This is a genomic window from Lentzea sp. CA-135723, from assembly GCF_050936595.1.
Lineage (GTDB): Bacteria > Actinomycetota > Actinomycetes > Mycobacteriales > Pseudonocardiaceae > Lentzea.
Map to the genome: position 1 here is coordinate 1,104,572 of NZ_JBNJMK010000002.1, position 18,866 is coordinate 1,123,437.

At 69.6% G+C, this 18,866-nt stretch carries 21 protein-coding genes; 15 read left to right on the forward strand and 6 right to left on the reverse strand.

Translation table 11 applies throughout. From position 1 onward, the window contains the following. Positions 1-64: 64 nt before the first annotated feature. Complete coding sequence (locus tag ACQEU1_RS41065; protein WP_285641232.1) at positions 65-256, forward strand: S1 RNA-binding domain-containing protein; 192 nt, start codon at positions 65-67, stop codon at positions 254-256. Between the two features lie 34 nt (positions 257-290). On the opposite strand, the gene ACQEU1_RS41070 is transcribed toward ACQEU1_RS41065, so the two are convergent. The 4 genes from ACQEU1_RS41070 to ACQEU1_RS41085 form a co-directional block, all read right to left on the reverse strand. Further along, a complete protein-coding gene (locus tag ACQEU1_RS41070; RefSeq protein WP_433214892.1) occupies positions 291-1,148 on the reverse strand; it encodes a hypothetical protein in 858 nt (285 codons plus the stop codon). Beyond that, on the reverse strand, positions 1,145-1,606 hold the full coding sequence (locus ACQEU1_RS41075; protein ID WP_433214895.1) for a hypothetical protein: 462 nt from the start codon (positions 1,604-1,606) through the stop codon (positions 1,145-1,147). Before ACQEU1_RS41075 ends, ACQEU1_RS41070 begins: the two co-directional genes overlap by 4 nt. 100 nt (positions 1,607-1,706) lie before the next feature. After that, the gene (locus tag ACQEU1_RS41080) at positions 1,707-2,183 is read right to left on the reverse strand and encodes a hypothetical protein (RefSeq protein WP_433214898.1); all 477 of its coding nucleotides are present in this window, start codon (positions 2,181-2,183) and stop codon (positions 1,707-1,709) included. Continuing rightward, positions 2,183-3,616 carry a helix-turn-helix domain-containing protein gene (locus tag ACQEU1_RS41085; RefSeq protein ID WP_433214901.1) on the reverse strand — a complete coding sequence of 478 codons (1,434 nt, stop codon included), beginning with the start codon at positions 3,614-3,616 and terminating at the stop codon, positions 2,183-2,185. The genes ACQEU1_RS41080 and ACQEU1_RS41085 overlap by 1 nt, the downstream gene beginning before the upstream one ends. Positions 3,617-3,998: 382 nt before the next feature. Between ACQEU1_RS41085 and ACQEU1_RS41090 the strand changes: the two genes are divergently transcribed. The 8 genes from ACQEU1_RS41090 to whiA all read left to right on the forward strand — a co-directional run bounded on the left by ACQEU1_RS41090 (position 3,999) and on the right by whiA (position 11,213). Next, entirely contained in the window at positions 3,999-4,487 is a 489-nt protein-coding gene (locus ACQEU1_RS41090; RefSeq protein ID WP_285641239.1) for a hypothetical protein, read from the forward strand. Positions 4,488-4,634: 147 nt separating this feature from the next. Beyond that, positions 4,635-4,904 (forward strand): Rieske (2Fe-2S) protein, encoded by a 270-nt coding sequence (locus ACQEU1_RS41095; protein ID WP_433217039.1) that lies wholly within the window; start codon positions 4,635-4,637, stop codon positions 4,902-4,904. Positions 4,905-5,012: 108 nt separating this feature from the next. Next, positions 5,013-5,480 carry a Rieske (2Fe-2S) protein gene (locus tag ACQEU1_RS41100; RefSeq protein WP_433214904.1) on the forward strand — a complete coding sequence of 156 codons (468 nt, stop codon included), beginning with the start codon at positions 5,013-5,015 and terminating at the stop codon, positions 5,478-5,480. Positions 5,481-5,522: 42 nt separating this feature from the next. Beyond that, positions 5,523-7,424 carry an excinuclease ABC subunit UvrC gene (uvrC, locus tag ACQEU1_RS41105; protein WP_433214907.1) on the forward strand — a complete coding sequence of 634 codons (1,902 nt, stop codon included), beginning with the start codon at positions 5,523-5,525 and terminating at the stop codon, positions 7,422-7,424. 273 nt (positions 7,425-7,697) lie between these two features. Beyond that, on the forward strand, positions 7,698-8,048 hold the full coding sequence (locus ACQEU1_RS41110; protein WP_433214910.1) for a phosphohydrolase: 351 nt from the start codon (positions 7,698-7,700) through the stop codon (positions 8,046-8,048). Positions 8,049-8,404: 356 nt separating this feature from the next. Then, the gene (gene rapZ / locus ACQEU1_RS41115) at positions 8,405-9,262 is read left to right on the forward strand and encodes an RNase adapter RapZ (protein ID WP_166054870.1); all 858 of its coding nucleotides are present in this window, start codon (positions 8,405-8,407) and stop codon (positions 9,260-9,262) included. A gap of 5 nt (positions 9,263-9,267) precedes the next feature. Continuing rightward, positions 9,268-10,236 (forward strand): gluconeogenesis factor YvcK family protein, encoded by a 969-nt coding sequence (locus tag ACQEU1_RS41120; protein WP_382445155.1) that lies wholly within the window; start codon positions 9,268-9,270, stop codon positions 10,234-10,236. Then, positions 10,227-11,213: a DNA-binding protein WhiA gene (gene whiA, locus ACQEU1_RS41125; RefSeq protein WP_030478101.1), complete on the forward strand. Its 987-nt coding sequence runs from the start codon at positions 10,227-10,229 to the stop codon at positions 11,211-11,213. The genes ACQEU1_RS41120 and whiA overlap by 10 nt, the downstream gene beginning before the upstream one ends. 100 nt (positions 11,214-11,313) lie before the next feature. Here whiA and ACQEU1_RS41130 read toward each other — a convergent pair whose 3' ends face one another. After that, a complete protein-coding gene (locus tag ACQEU1_RS41130; protein WP_433214914.1) occupies positions 11,314-13,641 on the reverse strand; it encodes an ATP-binding protein in 2,328 nt (775 codons plus the stop codon). A gap of 91 nt (positions 13,642-13,732) precedes the next feature. Here ACQEU1_RS41130 and ACQEU1_RS41135 point away from each other — a divergent pair, with 91 nt between their 5' ends. From ACQEU1_RS41135 to ACQEU1_RS41160, 6 genes are all read left to right on the forward strand, one after another. Continuing rightward, positions 13,733-13,939, forward strand: a complete 207-nt coding sequence (locus ACQEU1_RS41135; RefSeq protein WP_433214917.1) for a hypothetical protein — start codon at positions 13,733-13,735, stop codon at positions 13,937-13,939. A gap of 114 nt (positions 13,940-14,053) precedes the next feature. Continuing rightward, complete coding sequence (gap, locus tag ACQEU1_RS41140) at positions 14,054-15,058, forward strand: type I glyceraldehyde-3-phosphate dehydrogenase (protein ID WP_433214920.1); 1,005 nt, start codon at positions 14,054-14,056, stop codon at positions 15,056-15,058. A gap of 16 nt (positions 15,059-15,074) precedes the next feature. Further along, positions 15,075-16,268 (forward strand): phosphoglycerate kinase, encoded by a 1,194-nt coding sequence (locus ACQEU1_RS41145; RefSeq protein ID WP_433214923.1) that lies wholly within the window; start codon positions 15,075-15,077, stop codon positions 16,266-16,268. Then, positions 16,268-17,056, forward strand: a complete 789-nt coding sequence (tpiA, locus tag ACQEU1_RS41150; RefSeq protein WP_433214926.1) for a triose-phosphate isomerase — start codon at positions 16,268-16,270, stop codon at positions 17,054-17,056. The genes ACQEU1_RS41145 and tpiA overlap by 1 nt, the downstream gene beginning before the upstream one ends. A gap of 174 nt (positions 17,057-17,230) precedes the next feature. After that, positions 17,231-17,473: a preprotein translocase subunit SecG gene (gene secG, locus ACQEU1_RS41155; RefSeq protein ID WP_285641251.1), complete on the forward strand. Its 243-nt coding sequence runs from the start codon at positions 17,231-17,233 to the stop codon at positions 17,471-17,473. Positions 17,474-17,540: 67 nt separating this feature from the next. Beyond that, positions 17,541-17,885 (forward strand): RNA polymerase-binding protein RbpA, encoded by a 345-nt coding sequence (locus ACQEU1_RS41160; RefSeq protein ID WP_053738343.1) that lies wholly within the window; start codon positions 17,541-17,543, stop codon positions 17,883-17,885. Positions 17,886-17,951: 66 nt separating this feature from the next. Here ACQEU1_RS41160 and ACQEU1_RS41165 read toward each other — a convergent pair whose 3' ends face one another. Beyond that, the gene (locus ACQEU1_RS41165) at positions 17,952-18,821 is read right to left on the reverse strand and encodes a hypothetical protein (RefSeq protein ID WP_433214931.1); all 870 of its coding nucleotides are present in this window, start codon (positions 18,819-18,821) and stop codon (positions 17,952-17,954) included. Positions 18,822-18,866 lie beyond the last annotated feature (45 nt).

Genomic DNA, 18,866 nt, shown 5'->3' on the forward strand with positions numbered 1-18,866 from the left:
GGGCCCCTCCAGCCCCCGCGCTTCGTTCTTCGGGACGCGCGCACGGGAGAGGAGGTGATGCGCAATGCTTCCCAACGTTGGTGATGTCTTCTCGGGGAAGGTCGTCTCGACCGTTCCCTTCGGATCGTTCGTCGAGCACCCCGCTGGTGCACACGGACTTCTGCACGGACAGCAGGCCGAGGTCGGTTCCTCGGTCCAGGTGAAGGTGCTCGCGGTCGACACCGCGCAGCAGCGCTTCAGCCTGGAGCTGGCGTGACCTGAGAGCGCGGGCAGAGGCGCCCTGCCCGTGCTCACGGTCGGCGGTAGTCCGCGCATTCGCTGGTCAGGCGGTCGTGCAGGGTCTTGCGGTGCCCGTCTTCCTCGGGCGCCGGACCCAGCGCGTCCGCGGGACTGGTGACCTCGTGCAGCAGCCGGTACAGCACCACATCCGTTGCGGTGTAAAGCCAGTCGTCCGCCCTGCCGGGTGGTGCGGCGGGGCCGAGGACGTTCTCGAACCACGCGGGGAAGAGCAGGTCGCTCGCCACCGCGTCCTCCAGGCGAACGCGGATGAGGTTCCGCACGTGCTTGATGGCCTCGTTGCCGGTCGACTTGGCAACGGTGTCCCTGGCGTGCGTGTCGTCGTCCGGCGCCTCCGGCCGTTCCTTGCCGGCGATCGACTGCCACTGCTTGTAATGCCTGCGCCACAACGCTTCCGCGTTCGGCGGCAGGTGCGTGAGCGCCTCGGCGGCGTCGACCGCCTCCAGCGCCGCCCTGTCGTACTCGGCGATCGCCCTGCGGGTGTCCTTGGCCTCCTGCGGCGTGAAACTCCTGCGCGCGTAGGCCTCCTGCCCCTTGAGGATCTTGGCCAGGTCCGCGTCGTCGATCTCCGGCCACGCGTCGAAGTCGGCCTTGCGCGTCTCGCCGGCCCGCACCTTCCTGTTGAGCGCCACCAGAAGCCGCTCCAGCCGGTGCACGCTCTCCGCCAGCTCGGTCACCCGGTCGCCGGTCTTCGTGACCTTGCGGTTGGTGTCCTTGAGCTGGTTGCTCTGGCTCAGCTGGTGGTGCGCCGCGTCGGTCTGGGCGTTGTCGATCCGGGTCTCGAGCGACTTCACCTCCTTCTTGAGCCGCTCGATCTTGTCGTCCAGAGCCTTGACGGGATCGATGTTCACTTGAGCGTCCTCCAGGCCCACCAGCCGATGCCGGCGAGGGTGACGAGTGTCGCCCAGCCGTTCGCGAGAGGGGTCAGGAGGGTGGCCGCGAGCGCGGCCGTGATCGCCGCGGTGCGCGCCCTGGGTTCCCAGAGCCGCCGTCCCGCGGGGTCGACCAGGACGGCTGCCGCCGTGGCCACGGCGGTGAGCAGGGAGAGCAGGGACCAGGCGTCGAACCAGCCCACGGCGACGATCAGGGCCGCCGCGGTGGTGGCCGCCGCGATCGCCCGGTTCGGGACGGTCAGCCTGGCGGCCTCGACGTCCCTGCGGGCCTGCATGACCGCGTCCACGTGGTCGTTCGTGGTGGAGAGCAGGGTGCGGAAGTCCGGGCTGCCGGGGCCTGCTGTCTGGAGGGCTCGCAGTGCTGTTCGCAGGGACTGCTGGCGGTCCGCCAGGCGGGCGGACGGATCGGCTGCCATGCCCCGACATCGTGATCAAGCGGGGTGGGCTGGGCTAGGCCTGTGAGGGGAGTTGGTCCGGTTGCCGACGAACTTCCCTCACTCGGCCTAACGGTCCCGGCTACGACTTCCGGCGCGCTTCCGGCGGCCACACGATCTCGATCGGCACGCCGGACGCCCGCGCCTGTTCCACCACGTCCGCCGTCCCGCCCTTGCCGGCCGCCGGCACCCCGTCCCACACCGCCACCAGCACCTCGACGGACGCGAGCATCCGCTCGTTGGCCGCCACGTAGGCCAGCCGCCCACTGGACATGTGCGGCAGCACGCTGACCACCGTGGCCGCCGCCCGCAGCTCGTCGTAGTCGGCGACCTGGTGCGGTTTGAGCTTGTCGCGGTAGTCCAGCGCGGGGAGCACGACCTCCACCTCGCCGCCCAGCTCCAGGACCGCGCGCGCGAAGATCTGGTCGGCGCCTGGTGCCAGGCACGTCACGCCGACCAGGGACCCGCCGAGCCCCGCGAGGGTCTCGGCGATGGCCCGCTGGACGGCGGGGACGCACTCGGGTACCAGGTTGGTGTGACCGGTGATGCCCACGCGCATCAAGCGGTCCGTATCGCTCTGATCGCGTCCCTGGTGTCCTGCACGGCGGGGATGTGGCGGTGCCGTGCCGCTTCCTTCGCGAAGTCCTCCAGTTTGCGCAGCACCCTCCCCGAGGAGAGCTTCGCCGCTGTCGGCAGGACCTCGTTGATCAACCCGCACGCTGCCTCCGGGTCTCCCGCGACCATTTTGGTGCGCGCCAGTCCGATGACGTCGAAGGCGCGGTTGCGCACCTTCGACGGGTCACGCAGTTCCAGTGCGCGCCGGATGTGCTGCTCGGCGAACACGGCCTGCGTGGGGTCGTGCATGGCGAGGTCGCGGCAGCGGGCGCCGATGACGCCCTCCAGCTCGGCCTCGTCGAAGCTGTGCAGGTAGCGCGGCTCGTTGTCCGCGTCCCGCTGGGCGAAGCTGTCCTGGGCCATGCCCACGGCCTGGTGGAACTCGCGGGTCTTGCCCATGCTCGCGTAGGCCCAGGCCTCGCGGGTCAGGAGCAGCGCCTTCAACGTCGGGGTGCCGGTGCGGCGGGTGCCGTACTGGCCGAGTTGGACGAGCTCCAAGCCGTCTTCCGGCCGGCCCAGGTCGAACATCTGCCTGGCCATGGCGGCCAGGCACAACGCCGCGAAGCCGTCGTTGTGACCGGCCTTGGCCATCCGGATGGCCAGCACGTAGTAGCGCTGGGCCGCGTTGTGCAGGCCCGCGTCGAACGACATGCTCGCCGCCACCTTCGACAGCTCCGCGCCGATGAAGAACGCGCGTTCCGTCGTCGGGCCGGACGGGGCGCGCCCCAGCCGTTCCGCGAGCTCGTCGAGCTGCCCCAGCACCGCCTTGCGGGCCAGGCCGTAGCCACCGCGGCCACCCCAGCCGCGCAGTCCGTCGGCCACCCGCTGCAACGCGAAGAGCTCCTCCTCGCTGATCGCCGAGTGCGACGACCACTTCGACAGGTTCTGCAGCGGGTGCAGCCACCTCTGCAGCGGCTCGACCAGTGCGGACCCCACCGTCACCGCGGCAGCCCCTGTGAGTGCCGCTCGTCTGCTGATCGCCAAGTCGCTCCTCGCCGTCTCCTCGACCGAACGGGCAATGCTCGTCGCCTCCCACGGGGCGGCGAGCACATCTGGCGGGCCCGTTTCGGGGGAGCCCACCTGAGCTGGGATGACGACTCGGTCGAACCACAGTCGTTCGCCCGGAACACCGAGCACCAGCGCGAAGTGGCGCAACCGGTCGAGGCGGTCGATCTGGTTCTCGCCCGACTCGTAACGCGAGAGCTGCGCCTGGCTGATGCCGAGCCACCCCGCCATGCGGTCCTGGGTGACGCGGCTGAGGTGCTGCGGGTGGTGCCGGTAAGCGGAGATCAAGGCGCCCATGTCGCGGTCGGTGCACGCGGCCGCGATCGCGGGGTGGTCCCAGAAGTCGTTCGGGACCTCAGGTGGTCCGTGCACGTCCGCACGAGCGTTGCGGCGGCACCGGTGACACAGCCGATCGGAGTTGTCGGCGGCGATGAACGCCCCGCACGGGCAAGCGCGTCTGGATCTGGGTGTCGGTGAATCCATCGGCCTCGCCCCCGTCACTGAGCGTTTCCCCAGTGTACGGAGGTGTGATCGTCAGTCCATCCATCTCATGCATAAGACGTAATGGATTCGCGTGTCGCACTCCTGGTGCCTCCGCCTGGCGGATGAGCTTCATACGCCTGCTGCATGAGGCTCATGCATCGGGCGAGTGGTGTTGGCGGGAACTGAGAAGCACCCTGCACAACGTCAGGCTGCGGGTCGATCCCCGTGGCGTGGCCAGTGCCTGACCCACCTAAGGGGAGGACAACCGCCGATGAGCCTCACGACCGCGGAGACCGGTACGGCCGGTATCCCACAGAACAGGGGACATGCTCGAGCGATCGGGGAGGCCGTCGCCGGCTACCGGTTGCTCGGCTGGCAGGTGAGCGTCACCGAGCAGGGCGTGTTCCTGCCCCTGGGTCCCGCCACGACAGCCCTGGCGATGCCGGCGCGGATCGGGTCGCGAGTGCTGGCCGACCTGAAGTCGCGGATGCTCGCCGGGCCGGTCACGGTCATCCCGGGGCCCCGCGAGCACTGGATCTTCCTCGCCGAGCTGGTGGCGTTGCTGCCGACGCACCTCAAGGCGCCGCCGGAGGTCCAGTTCGTGCGGTCGCCGCACCGGATCGCGCTTCCTCCGACGATGACCCGCTACGGGTCGTTGAGGTGGGCGAACCCGCCGTCGCACTCGCGGCACTGGTTCCCGCCGTTCACGGCCGTGCTCGCGCTGGCCCGGACGGCCGCCGCGGAGGACCAGCGCCGATAATCGGTGCCCGTGGATGGTCTTGGTCGTCGAACGGTGTTGTTGTGTGGGCTCGCTGCCGCGTTGAGCGCCTGTGGCGAGCCCGCTCCTCGCAAGACGGGCGGTGTCGGGACCGCTCGTGCCGGTGACCGGGTGGTCGCCGTCGCATCCGTGCCTTCCGGCTCGGGATTGCTGGTGGACATGCCCGGTAATGCCCAGCTGCTCGTCGTGCAACCTCGATCGGGTGAATTTCGGGCGTTCAACCCCTCTTGTCCGCACGTGGGTTCGTTCGTGAATCCACCCGCCGGCGGGGTCATCACCTGCCCTTTGCACGGGAGCGCTTTCGACCCTTCCAGCGGCGCCGTTCGCAAAGGACCTGCGACTTCCGGACTCGTGGAGGTCGCCGTCGTGCGTTCCGGCGACGATTTGGTGCTCGCCTGAGACCTGTGCATTTGCTGTGCATTGGGCGTCTGGATGAACTCTCGCTGACCGATCCGCGTAATGCTGTGGTGTAACCCCGAACACCCCCACCACCACGGAGGATCGGTCGTGAACACCGAAAGCCCGGTCAGCAGGCGCGCGGCTCTGTGCGGAATCGCGGTTGCGCTCGCCGTGCCCAGCGGCCTCGTGACGGCGTGCAGTTCGACCTCGCCCTCCGGCTCCGCGCCGACACAGGGCGGCTCCGACCCGACGGGGTCCACCGGATCCGCCGGAACCGCTGGTACGGCCCTCGTGGCGCTGGCCGACGTGCCGGAAGGCGGCGGCGCTGTCGTCGACGCCCCCGGCGGCAAGAGGATCGTCGTCGCGCGCATTTCGGCGACCGAGGTCAAGGCGTACGACGCGTCGTGCCCGCACCAGGGTTCGATGGTCGGGGAACCGTCCGGCGGCACCATCACGTGTCCTTCGCACGGCAGCCAGTTCGGCGCGTCCGACGGTGCCGTGAAGAAGGGGCCGGCGACGACCGGCCTGAAGGCCGTCGCGGTGAAGGTCGACGGTGACCAGGTGGTCCTGACCTGACCCTTTCTGTTTTTGTCAGACCCCGTCGATAGTCTTGACGGCGTGGCAGATCCCTCGACGTACCGCCCCGCGGTGGGCACGATTCCTGAGGCTCCCGGCGTCTACAAGTTCCGCGACGCCGGTGGCCGGGTCGTGTACGTCGGCAAGGCGAAGAGCTTGCGCAGCAGGCTGAACTCGTACTTCGCCGACCTGGCCGGGTTGCACCCGCGCACCCGCCAGATGGTGACGACGGCGGCCTCCGTCGAGTGGACGGTCGTCACCACCGAGGTCGAGGCGCTGCAGCTCGAGTACAACTGGATCAAGGAGTTCGACCCGCGCTTCAACGTCCGGTACCGCGACGACAAGTCGTACCCGATGCTGGCCGTGACGTTGCACGAGGACTACCCGCGGCTGCACATGTACCGCGGCCCGCGCAAGAAGGGCGTGCGTTACTTCGGCCCGTTCGCGCATGCGTGGGCGATTCGCGAGACGCTGGACCTGTTGTTGCGCGTCTTCCCGGCGCGCACGTGCTCGGCGGGCGTTTTCAAGCGGCACAGTCAGATCGGCCGTCCCTGTCTGCTCGGCTACATCGACAAGTGCTCCGCGCCGTGCGTGGGCAAGGTGTCGGCGGACGAGCACCGCGACATCGTGCTGGACTTCTGCGACTTCCTGGCGGGCAAGACGGACAACATGATCCGCCGCCTCGAACGCGAGATGCTGGCCGCGTCCGAGGAGCTGGAGTTCGAACGGGCGGCCCGTCTTCGCGACGACCTGGGCGCGTTGCGCCGCGCGATGGAGAAGCAGGCCGTCGTGCTGGGCGACGGCACGGACGCCGACGTGATGGCGTTCGCGCAGGACGAGCTGGAAGTCTCGGTGCAGGTCTTCCACGTGCGCGGCGGCCGGGTGCGCGGCCAGCGCGGCTGGGTGCTGGACAAGGTGGAGGCCGTCGACGACGGCGCCATCGTCGACCAGTTCATCATGCAGTTCTACGGCGACGAAACGGAGAACACCCCGCGCGAGGTCCTGGTGCCCGTGCTGCCGGACGACGCGGACGCGCTGGAATCCCTGCTGTCCGAACAACGAGGCTCGCGCGTCGCTCTGCGCGTCCCGCAACGGGGCGACAAGCGCGCGCTGATGGAAACGGTGGCCCGCAACGCCTCCGAGGCCTTCGCCCAGCACAAGCTCCGCCGGGCGGGCGACCTCACCGCGCGCTCAGCGGCGTTGCAGGAGATCCAGGACGCACTGGGCCTCGACACCGCCCCGCTGCGCATCGAGTGCGTCGACATCAGCCACGTCCAGGGCACCGACGTGGTCGCCTCCCTGGTCGTCTTCGAGGACGGTCTGGCCCGCAAGTCCGAATACCGCCGCTTCGCCCTCCGCGAGGCGGCGACGGAAGGCGACGTGGCCTCCATCGCCGAGGTGGTCCGCCGCCGCTTCCAGGCCATGCTCCGCGAGACGGCCAACGGCGGCCCCAACCCGGGCATAGACCCGGACACCGGCAAACCCCGCAAGTTCGCCTACCCGCCCAACCTCCTGGTGGTGGACGGCGCAGGCCCGCAAGCCGCGGCCGCGTCCGACGTCCTGGCAGAACTGGGCATCACCGACGTGGCGGTGGTAGGCCTTGCCAAACGCCTCGAAGAAGTCTGGGTCCCAGGCGAACAGGACCCGGTCATCCTCCCGCGCAGCAGCGACGGCCTGTACCTCCTGCAACGAGTCCGCGACGAGGCCCACCGCTTCGCCATCGCCTACCACCGCCAGAAGCGCTCGAAGCGCATGACCACCTCAGAGCTGGACGAGGTCCCAGGCCTCGGCGAAACCCGCAAAGCCGCCCTGCTCAAGCACTTCGGCTCCGTCAAGAAACTCCGCCAGGCCACAGTGGACGAGATCAGCGACGTCCCGGGAGTGGGCCGCCGAACGGCGGAAGCCGTGGTGGCCACCCTGGCCTCCACAGCGGGAAAGCCCTGACGATGTCGCCCGGGAACACCGAACCCGCCGGAACCGTTGCGCTGAAGCGCTTGTCCCGCCGGGCGATGACAGAGGAGGCGGACCTGCGTCGACTCCCGCCGGCCGCCGAAGCACTGCTGTCCGACCTGAACGCGCCGCCCCGCCTGGTGGCGCACCTGCGGGCGGTCCACGACGTGGCGGCTCAACTGCTCGTCTGGGTGGCACGAACCCATCCGGGCGCCGCCGTCGACCACGAGTCCGTCCTGTACGGAGCAGCCACGCACGACGTGGAAGGTGTTGCACCCCAACGAACTCTCGGGCCCAGGCCACGACCACGAGCCGGCGGGCCACGCCCTGCTGCGTGCGCGAGGCGTGGAAGAGCGCCTGTCCCGCTTCGCCGGCACCCACGCGTCCTGGACCGCGGACGGCATCACCCTGGAAGAGCTCCTGGTGAGCCTCGCCGACAAGGTGTGGAAGGCCAAACGAGTTCCAGACCTCGAACAACTGGTGACCGGCCACCTGGCCCAGGCGAGCGGCCAGGAACCGTGGGAGGTCTTCCTGGCGCTGGACGACGAACTGGACCGCATCGCGGCCGGTGCGGACGCTCGCCTCGCCTACCAGTCGAGCTACCCGGTGTCGGCGTGACCGCAGTCCCGCACCAAGCCTGGCCGACCCGAGCTCCGCATGTCGGCGGGGTGGCGCTCGCGGCACCTGCCCGACCTGTCGTGCCGCCCGATCACACCGCACTCGCACCACACGCCGCACCCGTCACGCTCGTCCTGCGCGCCCCCACCCCGCGGCGCGAGGATCGTGACCGCGGCCACGCCACGCCCGTCTCAACTGCCGAACCTGCCGCACGCGCGGCCCGTTCCGGTGGAGACTCACCACCGGGCCCGCCGACCGAGCGTGGCCCGGCCACAGAGCTAGGCCCACCAAGAGCGCATCGAGCGCGCTCCTGAACAGGTAACGGAGTCGTAGTCGTGAACGCGGAGAAGTCCGGCATCGAAGTCGCTGTGGTGACCGGGCTGTCCGGTGCGGGCCGCAGCACCGCGGCCAAGTGCCTGGAGGACCTCGGCTGGTTCGTCGTCGACAACCTGCCCCCGGAACTCATCGCCACCATGGTGGAGCTCGGCGCTCAGGCGCGCGGGGCCATCACGAGGGTCGCCGTCGTCATGGACGTGCGCAGCCGCGCGTTCACCGAGGACCTGGCCGCCATCATCAAGGACCTCGACGCGCGCGGGTACAAGCCGCGGGTGTTGTTCCTCGAAGCCACCGACGACGTGCTGATCCGCAGGTTCGAGGCGGTGCGGCGCGGTCACCCCATGCAGGGGGACGGCCGGTTGCAGGACGGCATCGAGGCCGAGCGGATCCTGCTCACGCCGCTCAAGCAGGAAGCCGACCTGGTGCTGGACACGTCCGCGCTGAGCATTCACCAGCTGCGGGCCAAGATCGAGGACTCGTTCGGCACGGAGGCGGCGTCCAGGACGCGGGTCACGGTGCTGAGCTTCGGGTACAAGTACGGGCTGCCGATGGACGCCGACCTCGTCATGGACGTGCGGTTCCTGCCCAACCCGTTCTGGATCCCGGAGCTGCGCGAGCAGACGGGTCTCGATGGTGAGGTGCGCAACTACGTGCTGTCGCAGGAGGGCGCTGACGAGTTCCTTGATCGGTACCACGAACTGCTCCGGCTCATCGGGGCCGGGTACCGGCGTGAGGGCAAGCGCTACCTGACGCTCGCGATCGGTTGCACCGGCGGCAAGCACCGCAGTGTGGCCCTGAGCGAAGAACTGGCCGCGAGGCTGGCTAGCGAGGACGGCATGGCTGTCAAGGTCGTGCACAGGGATCTGGGACGCGAGTGACGAAGTTGAAGGCTGTTGCTTTGGGTGGCGGGCACGGGCTGCACGCGACGCTGACCGCGCTGAAGCGGGTCACCGACGACGTGACGGCCGTGGTGACCGTCGCGGACGACGGGGGCTCGTCGGGGCGGCTGCGCAGGGAGCTCAGCGACCTGCTGCCGCCGGGCGACCTGCGCAAGGCCATGGCGGCGCTGGCCGGGGACGACGAGGCCAGCCGGCTGTGGACGTCCCTGTTCAAGCACCGCTTCGGCGGCACGGGGGCGCTCGCCGGGCACGCGGTGGGGAACCTGGTGATCGCCGGGCTGCTGGAGCAGCTCGGCGATCCCGTCGCGGTGCTCGACCTCACGAGCAGGCTGCTCGGCGTCAAGGGGCGCGTGCTGCCCATGTCGAACGACCCGCTCGACATCGAGGCCGACGTCACAGGCCTCGACGAGGACGTGACGGACGTGCGGCGCATCCGGGGGCAGGTCGCCATCGCGACCACGCCGGGGCTCGTGCAGCGCATCCGGTTGACTGCCCCGAACGGGCGACCTGCCGGCTGTCCGGAAGCAGTACAGGCTGTACTTGACGCGGATCTTGTGTTACTCGGCCCCGGATCGTGGTTCACCAGCGTGTTGCCGCACCTGCTGGTGCCCGAACTGCACGACGCGCTCGTGCGCACGGAGGCCAAGAAGGTCCTTGTGCTCAATCTCGTCCCCCAACCGGGTGAAACTGCTGGTTTCTCTCCGGAGCGGCATTTGGACGTAGTCTGCGAACACGCACCCGAGCTGAAGGTGGACGCGGTGATCGCCGACGTCGACTCGGTCCCGACCCCGGACCGGTTGACGCGAGCCGCCTCGGCACTGGGTGCGCGGACGCATCTGGCGAAGATCGCCGCACCGGACGCCGCTGAACGGCATGATCCGGAGGCGCTTGCCGGTTGCCTGAGGCAGGTGGTCGAGGAGACCGGAGTGGGAGGGACGAGCCCGTGGCGATGACGTCGGCGGTCAAGGACGAGCTGAGCAGGCTCGCGGTATCCAAGACCTGTTGCCGCCGCGCGGAGGTGTCCTCCCTGCTCAGGTTCGCCGGCGGCCTGCACATCGTGTCCGGCAGGGTCGTCGTCGAGGCCGAGCTCGACCTGGGTTCGGCGGCCCGCAGGCTGCTCAAGGAGATCCAGGCGCTCTACGGCCACCACGCCGAGGTGTTCACGATCCAGTCCAACGGCCTGCGCAAGGGCACCCGGTACGTCGTCCGCGTCGTCAAGGACGGCGAGGGTCTCGCCAGGCAGACCGGCCTGCTCGACCCGCGCGGCCGTCCCGTGCGCGGCCTGCCCGCGCCGGTCGTGAGCGGGGGAGTGTGCGACGCCGAGGCGGCGTGGCGCGGAGCGTTCCTCGCGCACGGCTCGCTGACCGAACCCGGCCGCAGCTCGTCGCTGGAGATCACCTGTCCCGGTCCCGAGGCCGCGCTGGCCCTGGTCGGAGCTGCCCGCCGCATGGGCATCTCGTCCAAGTCGCGCGAGGTCCGCGGGGCCGAGCGCGTGGTGATAAGGGACGGCGACGCCATCGGCGCGATGCTCACCAAGCTCGGCGCGCACGACAGCGTGATGGCCTGGGAAGAGCGCCGGATGCGGCGTGAGGTCCGCGCCACGGCGAACAGGCTCGCGAACTTCGACGACGCCAACCTGCGTCGTTCCGCCCGTGCGGCCGTCGCGGCGGCGGCACGGGTCGCGCGCGCGTTGGAGATCCTCGGCCCGGAGGCGCCGGACCACCTGGCCGCGGCCGGTCAGCTGCGGCTCGCGCACCGCCAGGCGTCGCTGGAGGAGCTCGGCCAGCTGTCCGACCCGCAGATGACCAAGGACGCGGTGGCAGGCCGTATAAGGCGTCTTCTGGCGATGGCCGACAAGCGCGCGAAGGACCTCGGCCTGCCGGACACGGAGTCCGCGGTGACGGCGGAGATGCTCGAAGCAGAGGTGTGAGAAAGCGGCGGAGCTGAGGGCGGGCGTCTGCCGGCTGGCCCGCTTCGCCGAGCTGAGGAGGCGGGCGTTTGCCGGTCGGTCCAGCCGGCCGGGCAGAGGCCTAAGGCGTCTGCCGCCCCGCCCACACCGCGAGCTGGGCGCGCGACCGCAACCCCAGCTTCGACCGCGCGTGCGTGACGTGCCGGGCGACGGTGTGCGGCGAGATGCCGAGCCGTTGCCCGATCTGCCGGTTCGTCAGCCCTTCCGCCACCAGCGTCGCGACGTGCAGTTCGCGCGCCGAGATCACCCCGTCGGCGGGGTTCTCGGCGTGCGGCTGCGCGGTCAGGGCGTAGGAGATGGCCTGCGCCAACGACATCCGCTCACCCATCGACTCGGCTGCGCGCAGACGTGTGGCGGAGATCCGTGCGCGGCACACGGCCCGTGCGTCGTCCAGCAACGCTTGCCAGTACGGCTCCGCACGGAAGTCATAGCGCGTGCGCACCACACCGGCAGACGTCAGCAACGAGAGAGCGCGTTCGTCGTCGGCTCCCACGCCCACGAGCCCCAACGCCAGTCCTTCCAGGTCGTAGAACTGGTCCATCGGATGGTCGGCGCCGACCTCCAGGCTCTCCCGGAACAGGTCGACTGCCTCGGGAAAGTCCTTGCGCGCCAACGCGATCGCGCCCGCCGTGTGCAGCACGGGGTTCAGCATGTGCGGCAGGCCGATCAGTCGCGTCAACGTCAGCGCGACCCGCACCAACGGTGCCGCCCGGTCCGCGAAACCGTGTTGCAGCAACGTCCAGCCGTACGAGTTCAACAGGATGGCGCGCGCGAGCTTGTCGTTGGAGTCGCGCAGCAGCACAGAAGCCTCGTCGAACAGCTCCCACGCACGCGAGACGGAACCCGTGTGCGCCTCAGCCGACGCCAGCACCTCCAACGCACGTGCCGTTGTGCCCGGACGGCACGCATCAGCGCGTTCGATGGCCAGCGACTCCTCGGCGAACTGCCGCGTCACGTGCCACCCGCCGCGCACGCGGTGATGCATCGCCGCCAGCACCGCCAGCACGCTCCGGTACGCCTGCGGCATCGGCCGGGACAACGCCTGGTGCAGCAGCTCGGCCGGGGCACCCCGAGGGCCGCGCGGGGTGGCCGTCCAGGCCGTCGCGACGGCCGTCAGCGCGTGCCGTGACCAGTCGCCGGTCGCCGCCGTGCGGGTGGCGGCCAGGTCGAGCAGCCCGACGTTGCGGTCCAGCAGCAGCACGACGGGTGGCGACGGGGCGAACGACGAGATCTCCGGCTCCACGACCGAACACACCCACTCGACCACACGGTCCGCCACGAGAGAGATGTCTCCGTGCGCCACAGCCCGTTCACGGCAGTACAAACGCACCGACTCAAGCTGACGGAACGTCGTGTGCCCGCCGACCCGGTCCACCACGAGCAGCGACTTCTGCTCCAGCCCGGTCAGCAGCTCCAGCGCGTCCGGCACCCCGCAGACCGCCGCGGCCACGTCGAGGTCGAACGGCACCCCCAGCACCGCCAGCCGCCGCGAGGCCTCCTGCTCCTCCTCCGACAGCAGGTCGTAACTCCACCCGATCGCGGTGCGCAGCGTGCGGTGGCGGTCTTCGGCCGTGCGCGGACCGCCCGTCAGCAACGCCAGCCGGTCACCCAGCCGGGCGAGGATGTCGGCGGGGGAGAGCACGGGGATGCGCCGCGCGGCCAGTTCGATCGCCAGCGGCATGCCGTCCAAGGAACGGCACACGGCGATCACGTCGGCGACGTTCGCGGCGTCCAGCTCGAACGAACGGTCCACCGACACCGCGCGGTCGCGGAACAGCGCCACGGCGTCGTGCTCCAGCTCCAGCTCGCCGACCGAGAAGACCTGCTCACCCGCCAGCCGCAACGGCTCGCGCGACGTCACCAGCACGCGCAGCCGGGGACAGCGGGCCAGCAGGTCGGTGACCACGCCCGCGACGTCGCCGAGCAGGTGCTCGCAGTTGTCCAGCACCAGCAACGGCCGCCGGTGCTGCTCGACCTCGGCGACCACGGCGTCGCGCGCCGACCCGTTCGGCAACGGGTGCGCCCCCACCGCGGCGAAGATCGCCTGCAGCACGTCCGGCGCGGACGCCAGCGCCGTCCACCAGGTCTGGTCGGCGCGTCTGCTCGCGTACTGGATCGCCAGCCGCGTCTTGCCCGCACCGCCGGGGCCCACCAACGAGACGAGACGTTCCGTCTCGTTGCGGGTCAGCGCGGCCAGCTCCTCCTGCCTGCCCACGAAGCTGTCGAGAGGCGCCGGGAGCAACGAGACGATGCGGATCGTCTCGTTGCGGGTGGAGGTGCGCGAGCGGTACGCGCGCTGCCGGCACGCGTTGGAGCAGTACCGTCGACCCGCGGCCGCCTCCGTGAGAGGGTTTCCACACGTCACGCATGTGGCAGCGGCGGCCGTCATGACGCTTGACCGTACCGGGTGCGTAACGGCCTGTAACACCCGCTGTTTCGGGGTATTGAGCCTGCTCCGGAAGCGTGGACAGGATCCTGGCATGACCGCGCAGACCAGACCTGAGACAGCGCTCGTCCCGCCGCAGGACCGCCCCGTCGTCGACGAGTGGCTGGCGCGCATCCAGGCCGTCGTCGGACGCGACCCGAAGGACACCAGCCCGGAGGCTTGCCGGACCGCCGCGGAGGCGGCAGAGGAGTTGAGCGCCTACCTCTGGATGCTCCGCGCGCTGCGCCGCCGAACGGCCTAGTCAAGCCCACTTTTTCTGGCTCGATCAAGAGATACTCACTATCCCTGTGACCAGGGACGCAGTTCGGCAGATAGGGTGGGCTTGTTCCTGCCAGCTGAACGCAAGGAGTCAGTCGTGACGGTTCGTGTAGGTGTCAACGGTTTCGGTCGGATCGGGCGCAACTTCTTCCGCGCCGTGAGGGCCGGCGGCCACGACATCGAGATCGTCGCGTTCAACGACCTCGGTGACGTCGCCACCATGGCCCACCTGCTGAAGTACGACAGCATCCTCGGTCGCCTGGACGCCGACGTGCAGGTCACCGACGAGGGCATCTCCGTCGACGGCAAGGTCATCAAGGCCCTGGCCGAGCGCGACCCGGGCAAGCTGCCCTGGAAGGACCTCGGCGTCGACGTCGTGGTCGAGTCCACCGGCTTCTTCACCGACGCCACCAAGGCCCGCGCGCACGTGGACGAGGGCGGCGCCAAGAAGGTCATCATCTCCGCGCCGGCCAAGAACGAGGACCTGACGGTCGTCATCGGCGCCAACGAGGACAAGTTCGACGGTTCGCAGACGATCATCTCGAACGCGTCCTGCACCACGAACTGCCTCGCCCCGCTGGCCAAGGTGCTGCACGACAGCTTCGGCATCGAGCAGGGCCTCATGACCACGATCCACGCGTACACGCAGGACCAGAACCTGCAGGACGCGCCGCACAACGACCTCCGCCGTGCCCGCGCCGCCGCGCTGAACATCGTCCCGACCTCCACGGGCGCCGCGAAGGCCATCGGCCTGGTCCTGCCGGAGCTCAAGGGCAAGCTCGACGGCTACGCGCTGCGCGTGCCGATCCCCACCGGCTCTGCCACCGACCTGACCGTCACGCTCAAGCGCGAGGTCACCGTCGACGAGGTCAACGCCGCGTACAAGGCCGCCGCCGAGGGCCCCCTGGCCGGCATCCTCAAGTACTCGACCGACCCGATCGTGTCGGCCGACATCGTCACCGACGCGCACTCGTGCATCTACGACGCGCCGCTGACCAAGGTCATCGGCAACCAGGTCAAGGTCGTCGGCTGGTACGACAACGAGTGGGGCTACTCCAACCGCCTCGCGGACCTGGTCAAGCTCGTCGCCTCCAAGATCTGAGTTCGGAGCGAGTGCGTTGAAGACTCTCAGCGACCTGCTCGCCGAGGGTGTCGCGGGTCGGCGCGTCCTGGTGCGCGCCGACCTGAACGTCCCCCTCGACGGAGACAAGATCACCGACGACGGCCGCGTGCGCGCGTCGGTGCCGACGATCAAGGCATTGGCCGACGCCGGTGCCCGCGTGATCGTCACCGCTCACCTCGGCCGTCCCAAGGGCGAGCCGGACCCCAAGTTCTCGCTGGCCCCGGCCGCCGCTCGCCTCGGTGAGCTGCTCGGCACGGAGGTCGCGCTCGCGTCCGACCTCGTCGGCCCGTCCGCCACGTCCGTGGTCGGCGCGCTCACCGACGGTGGCGTCGTGATGCTGGAGAACGTCCGCTTCGACGCCCGCGAGACCTCGAAGGCCGACGCGGAACGCGCGGAGCTGGCCGACGAGCTGGCGTCGTTCGCCGACGCGTTCGTGTCCGACGGCTTCGGTGTCGTGCACCGCAAGCAGGCCTCGGTGTACGACGTGGCGCAGAAGCTGCCCGCGTACGTCGGCGGTCTCGTCGAGGCCGAGCTCGGGGTGCTGCGCAAGCTCACCGACGACCTGGAGCGCCCGTACGTCGTGGTGCTCGGCGGCGCGAAGGTGTCCGACAAGCTCGGCGTCATCGCGAACCTGCTGTCCAAGGTCGACAAGCTGCTCATCGGCGGCGGCATGGCGTACACGTTCCTCAAGGCCCAGGGCCACGAGGTCGGCACGTCGCTGCTGCAGGAGGACCAGCTCGACCAGGTCCGCGGCTTCCTCGCCGAGGCCGAGAAGCGCGGCGTCGAGCTCGTGCTGCCGGTCGACGTGCTGGTCACGGCCGAGTTCGGCAACGTCGAGCACGAGGTCGTCGCGACGTCCGCTATCCCCGCGGACAAGATGGGCCTCGACATCGGCCCCGAGTCGCGCGAGCTGTTCGCCTCGAAGCTGGCCGACGCTCGCACGGTCTTCTGGAACGGCCCGATGGGTGTGTTCGAGATCGAGACCTACGCCGGCGGCACCCGTGCCGTGGCCGAGGCCCTGGTCAAGTCCGAGGCGTTCACCGTCGTCGGTGGCGGCGACTCCGCCGCGGCCGTGCGCGCGCTGGGCCTGCCCGAGGACGGCTTCTCGCACATCTCCACCGGCGGCGGCGCGTCGCTCGAGTTCCTCGAAGGCAAGGAACTCCCCGGCATCAGCGTTTTGGAGTCCTGATGGCAGCCCGGCTCCCGCTCATCGCGGGCAACTGGAAGTTGAACCTCAACCACCTCGAGGCCATCGGCCTCGTGCAGAAGATCGCTTTCTCCCTCCCGGAGAAGTACTTCGCCAAGGTCGAGGTCGCGGTCCTCCCGCCGTTCGTCGACATCCGCAGCATCCAGACGCTGGTCGACGGCGACAAGCTGCTGCTCAAGTACGGCGCGCAGGACATCTCGCAGCACGACTCCGGCGCGTACACCGGCGAGGTGTCGGGCGGGATGCTCGCGAAGCTCGGCTGCCACTACGTGGTCGTCGGGCACTCCGAGCGCCGCGAGTACCACGGCGAGACGGACGCCATCGTCAACGCCAAGATCAAGGCGGCGCTGAAGGTCGAGGTCACCCCGATCTTCTGCTTCGGCGAGAAGCTCGACGTGCGCACCGCCGGCGGTCACCTGGAGCTGGTGCGCCAGCAGCTGGAGGACGGCCTCGCCGGCTTCTCCGCCGAGCAGGTCGCCAAGATCGTGTTCGCGTACGAGCCCGTGTGGGCGATCGGCACCGGCAAGACCGCGTCCTCCGCGGACGCCCAGGAGGTCTGCTCGGTGGTCCGCTCGTTCGTGGCGGAGAAGTACGGCGAGGAGACCGCGGCCGTCGTCCGCGTGCTGTACGGCGGTTCGGTGAAGTCGTCGAACATCGCCGAACTGATTGCGCAGAAGGACATCGACGGCGCGTTGGTCGGCGGTGCCAGCCTTCAGGCCGACGAATTCACCAAGCTGTGCGCTCTGGCTGCCGGCGGGCCGCTGCCTTAAGTTGATCAGGTGTGCCGGGCACCCGTGCCGGATCTTTCGACGCCCCCGCTGAGCGCCGATCGAGACGGTTAAGGTGGGCGGCCAGCACACCTTTATCCCTAACCCCACTGGTTGCACACGTTCGGCAGTCGAACAGGTACTCTGTGGCGTCGGCTGCCTGACAGCGAGGAAGAAATGATCCTGTTCCTGCAGATCCTGTTGATCGTCTCCAGCGTCGTGCTGGTGCTGCTCGTGCTGTTGCACCGCGGGCGCGGCGGCGGTTTGTCCTCGCTGTTCGGCGGCGGTATGCAGTCGAGTCTGTCCGGTTCCTCCGTCGTCGAGAAGAACCTCGACCGCCTGACGCTGTTCGTCGGCGCGGTCTGGGTCATCGCCATCGTGGGCATCGGACTGCTGATCAAGCTGCCCGGCGCAGCCTGATCAACCGTTCAGCGGCAGAAGCCCTTCGGGGCTTGGGGTAATCCACTTGGTGGGGGTGTAACGGTCGATGTCAGGTGGTAACGCGATTCGCGGTACCCGCGTCGGCGCAGGCCCGATGGGCGAATCGGAGCGCGGCGAGTCCGCGCCCCGCCGTCGGGTGTCGTACTGGTGCGCGAACGGTCACGAGTCCCGGCCTTCCTTCGCGGTCGACGCGGAGATCCCGGAGAACTGGGACTGTCCGCGTTGCGGCCTCCCCGCAGGTCGTGACGAGCAGACGCCACCCGCGCCTCCGCGCAACGAGCCGTACAAGACGCACCTTGCGTACGTGAAGGAGCGCCGCTCCGACGCCGATGGTGAGGCGATCCTCGAAGAGGCGCTGGCCAAGCTGCGTCGGCAGCGGGAAGAGCCGTAAGTTTTAGTTCCAACGCGAGAGGCCCCCTCATCCTGCGGAGAGGGGGCCTTTCGCGTTGTTGTGGGGTTAGCGCCTCAGGCCGGAGAACTGCCGGCGGAGCATCGCGGCACCCACGAGGAGGAAGAAGAGAAGTACGACGAGGGTGCTGGTCGTGCCGCCGGACGAGCTGGAGAGCGTCACGTCGACGTTGCCCACGAGGACGATGCCGCATTCCGCGCGGACCTTGTGGCGCCCCGGTTCGATGTTCGCGAACTTCACCGGGGACGAGAAGGCACCGTTGTCGTCGGCCGTCGTCTTGCCCACGTCCTGACCCAGCGACTTGAGGGTGACGCTGGCGCCCTTGGGACAGCCGATGCCGGTGGCGTTCAGGTCGTCGCCCGGCTGGATGTTGTCCTTGTCCAGGACCAGGACGCCGTCACCGGGGCCCGTGAAGGCGTCGGTGGTGGAGGTGGAGGGCGACGACGAGTCCGTGGTGGTGGTCGTGGTCGTCGTGGTGGTGGTCGGCGGGGTCGTGGTGGTGACGCCGGGGGGCTTGGTGGTGACGGGCGGGTTGGTCACCGGGGGATTGGTCACCGGCGGGTTGGTCGTGACGACCGGCGGCTTGGTCGTGGTGACCGGCGGCGGGATGCGGACCGTGTAGTTGTTGGAGGCCGAGCTCGCCTGGCACGAGGTCGGCTGGACGGTCACCCGGTGGCTTCCCTCCGCGGCGTTCGCCGGAACCGTTGCCGAACCGGAACCCGTCCCGTTGCTGCTGCCGGAGCCGCTGCCCACTACTGTCTTGCCGTCCCACAGGACCCGCACCGTGGGGAACTCGCACGTTCGGGGGAAGTAGATCCCCGTCCACGAGACCTTGAAGCCCGATCCCGGCGCGCCCGCGTTCGGGCTGACCGTCAGCGCGGGGGGCTGCTGGGCCGTTGCCGGTGTGGCGCTCAGCACCGTAACACCGGCCGTAATGGCCACGAGTAAGCCTAAAGACCGCAT

Bases quoted from the DNA above. Each gene is read 5' to 3' on its own strand.
- ACQEU1_RS41065 (WP_285641232.1), top strand. From the start codon at position 65: ATGCTTCCCAACGTTGGTGATGTCTTCTCGGGGAAGGTCGTCTCGACC.
- ACQEU1_RS41135 (WP_433214917.1), top strand. From the start codon at position 13,733: ATGACCGCGCAGACCAGACCTGAGACAGCGCTCGTCCCGCCGCAGGAC.
- secG (WP_285641251.1), top strand. From the start codon at position 17,231: ATGATCCTGTTCCTGCAGATCCTGTTGATCGTCTCCAGCGTCGTGCTG.
- ACQEU1_RS41090 (WP_285641239.1), top strand. From the start codon at position 3,999: ATGAGCCTCACGACCGCGGAGACCGGTACGGCCGGTATCCCACAGAAC.
- ACQEU1_RS41075 (WP_433214895.1), bottom strand. From the start codon at position 1,606: ATGGCAGCCGATCCGTCCGCCCGCCTGGCGGACCGCCAGCAGTCCCTG.
- ACQEU1_RS41160 (WP_053738343.1), top strand. From the start codon at position 17,541: ATGTCAGGTGGTAACGCGATTCGCGGTACCCGCGTCGGCGCAGGCCCG.
- tpiA (WP_433214926.1), top strand. From the start codon at position 16,268: ATGGCAGCCCGGCTCCCGCTCATCGCGGGCAACTGGAAGTTGAACCTC.
- ACQEU1_RS41130 (WP_433214914.1), bottom strand. From the start codon at position 13,641: ATGACGGCCGCCGCTGCCACATGCGTGACGTGTGGAAACCCTCTCACG.
- ACQEU1_RS41080 (WP_433214898.1), bottom strand. From the start codon at position 2,183: ATGCGCGTGGGCATCACCGGTCACACCAACCTGGTACCCGAGTGCGTC.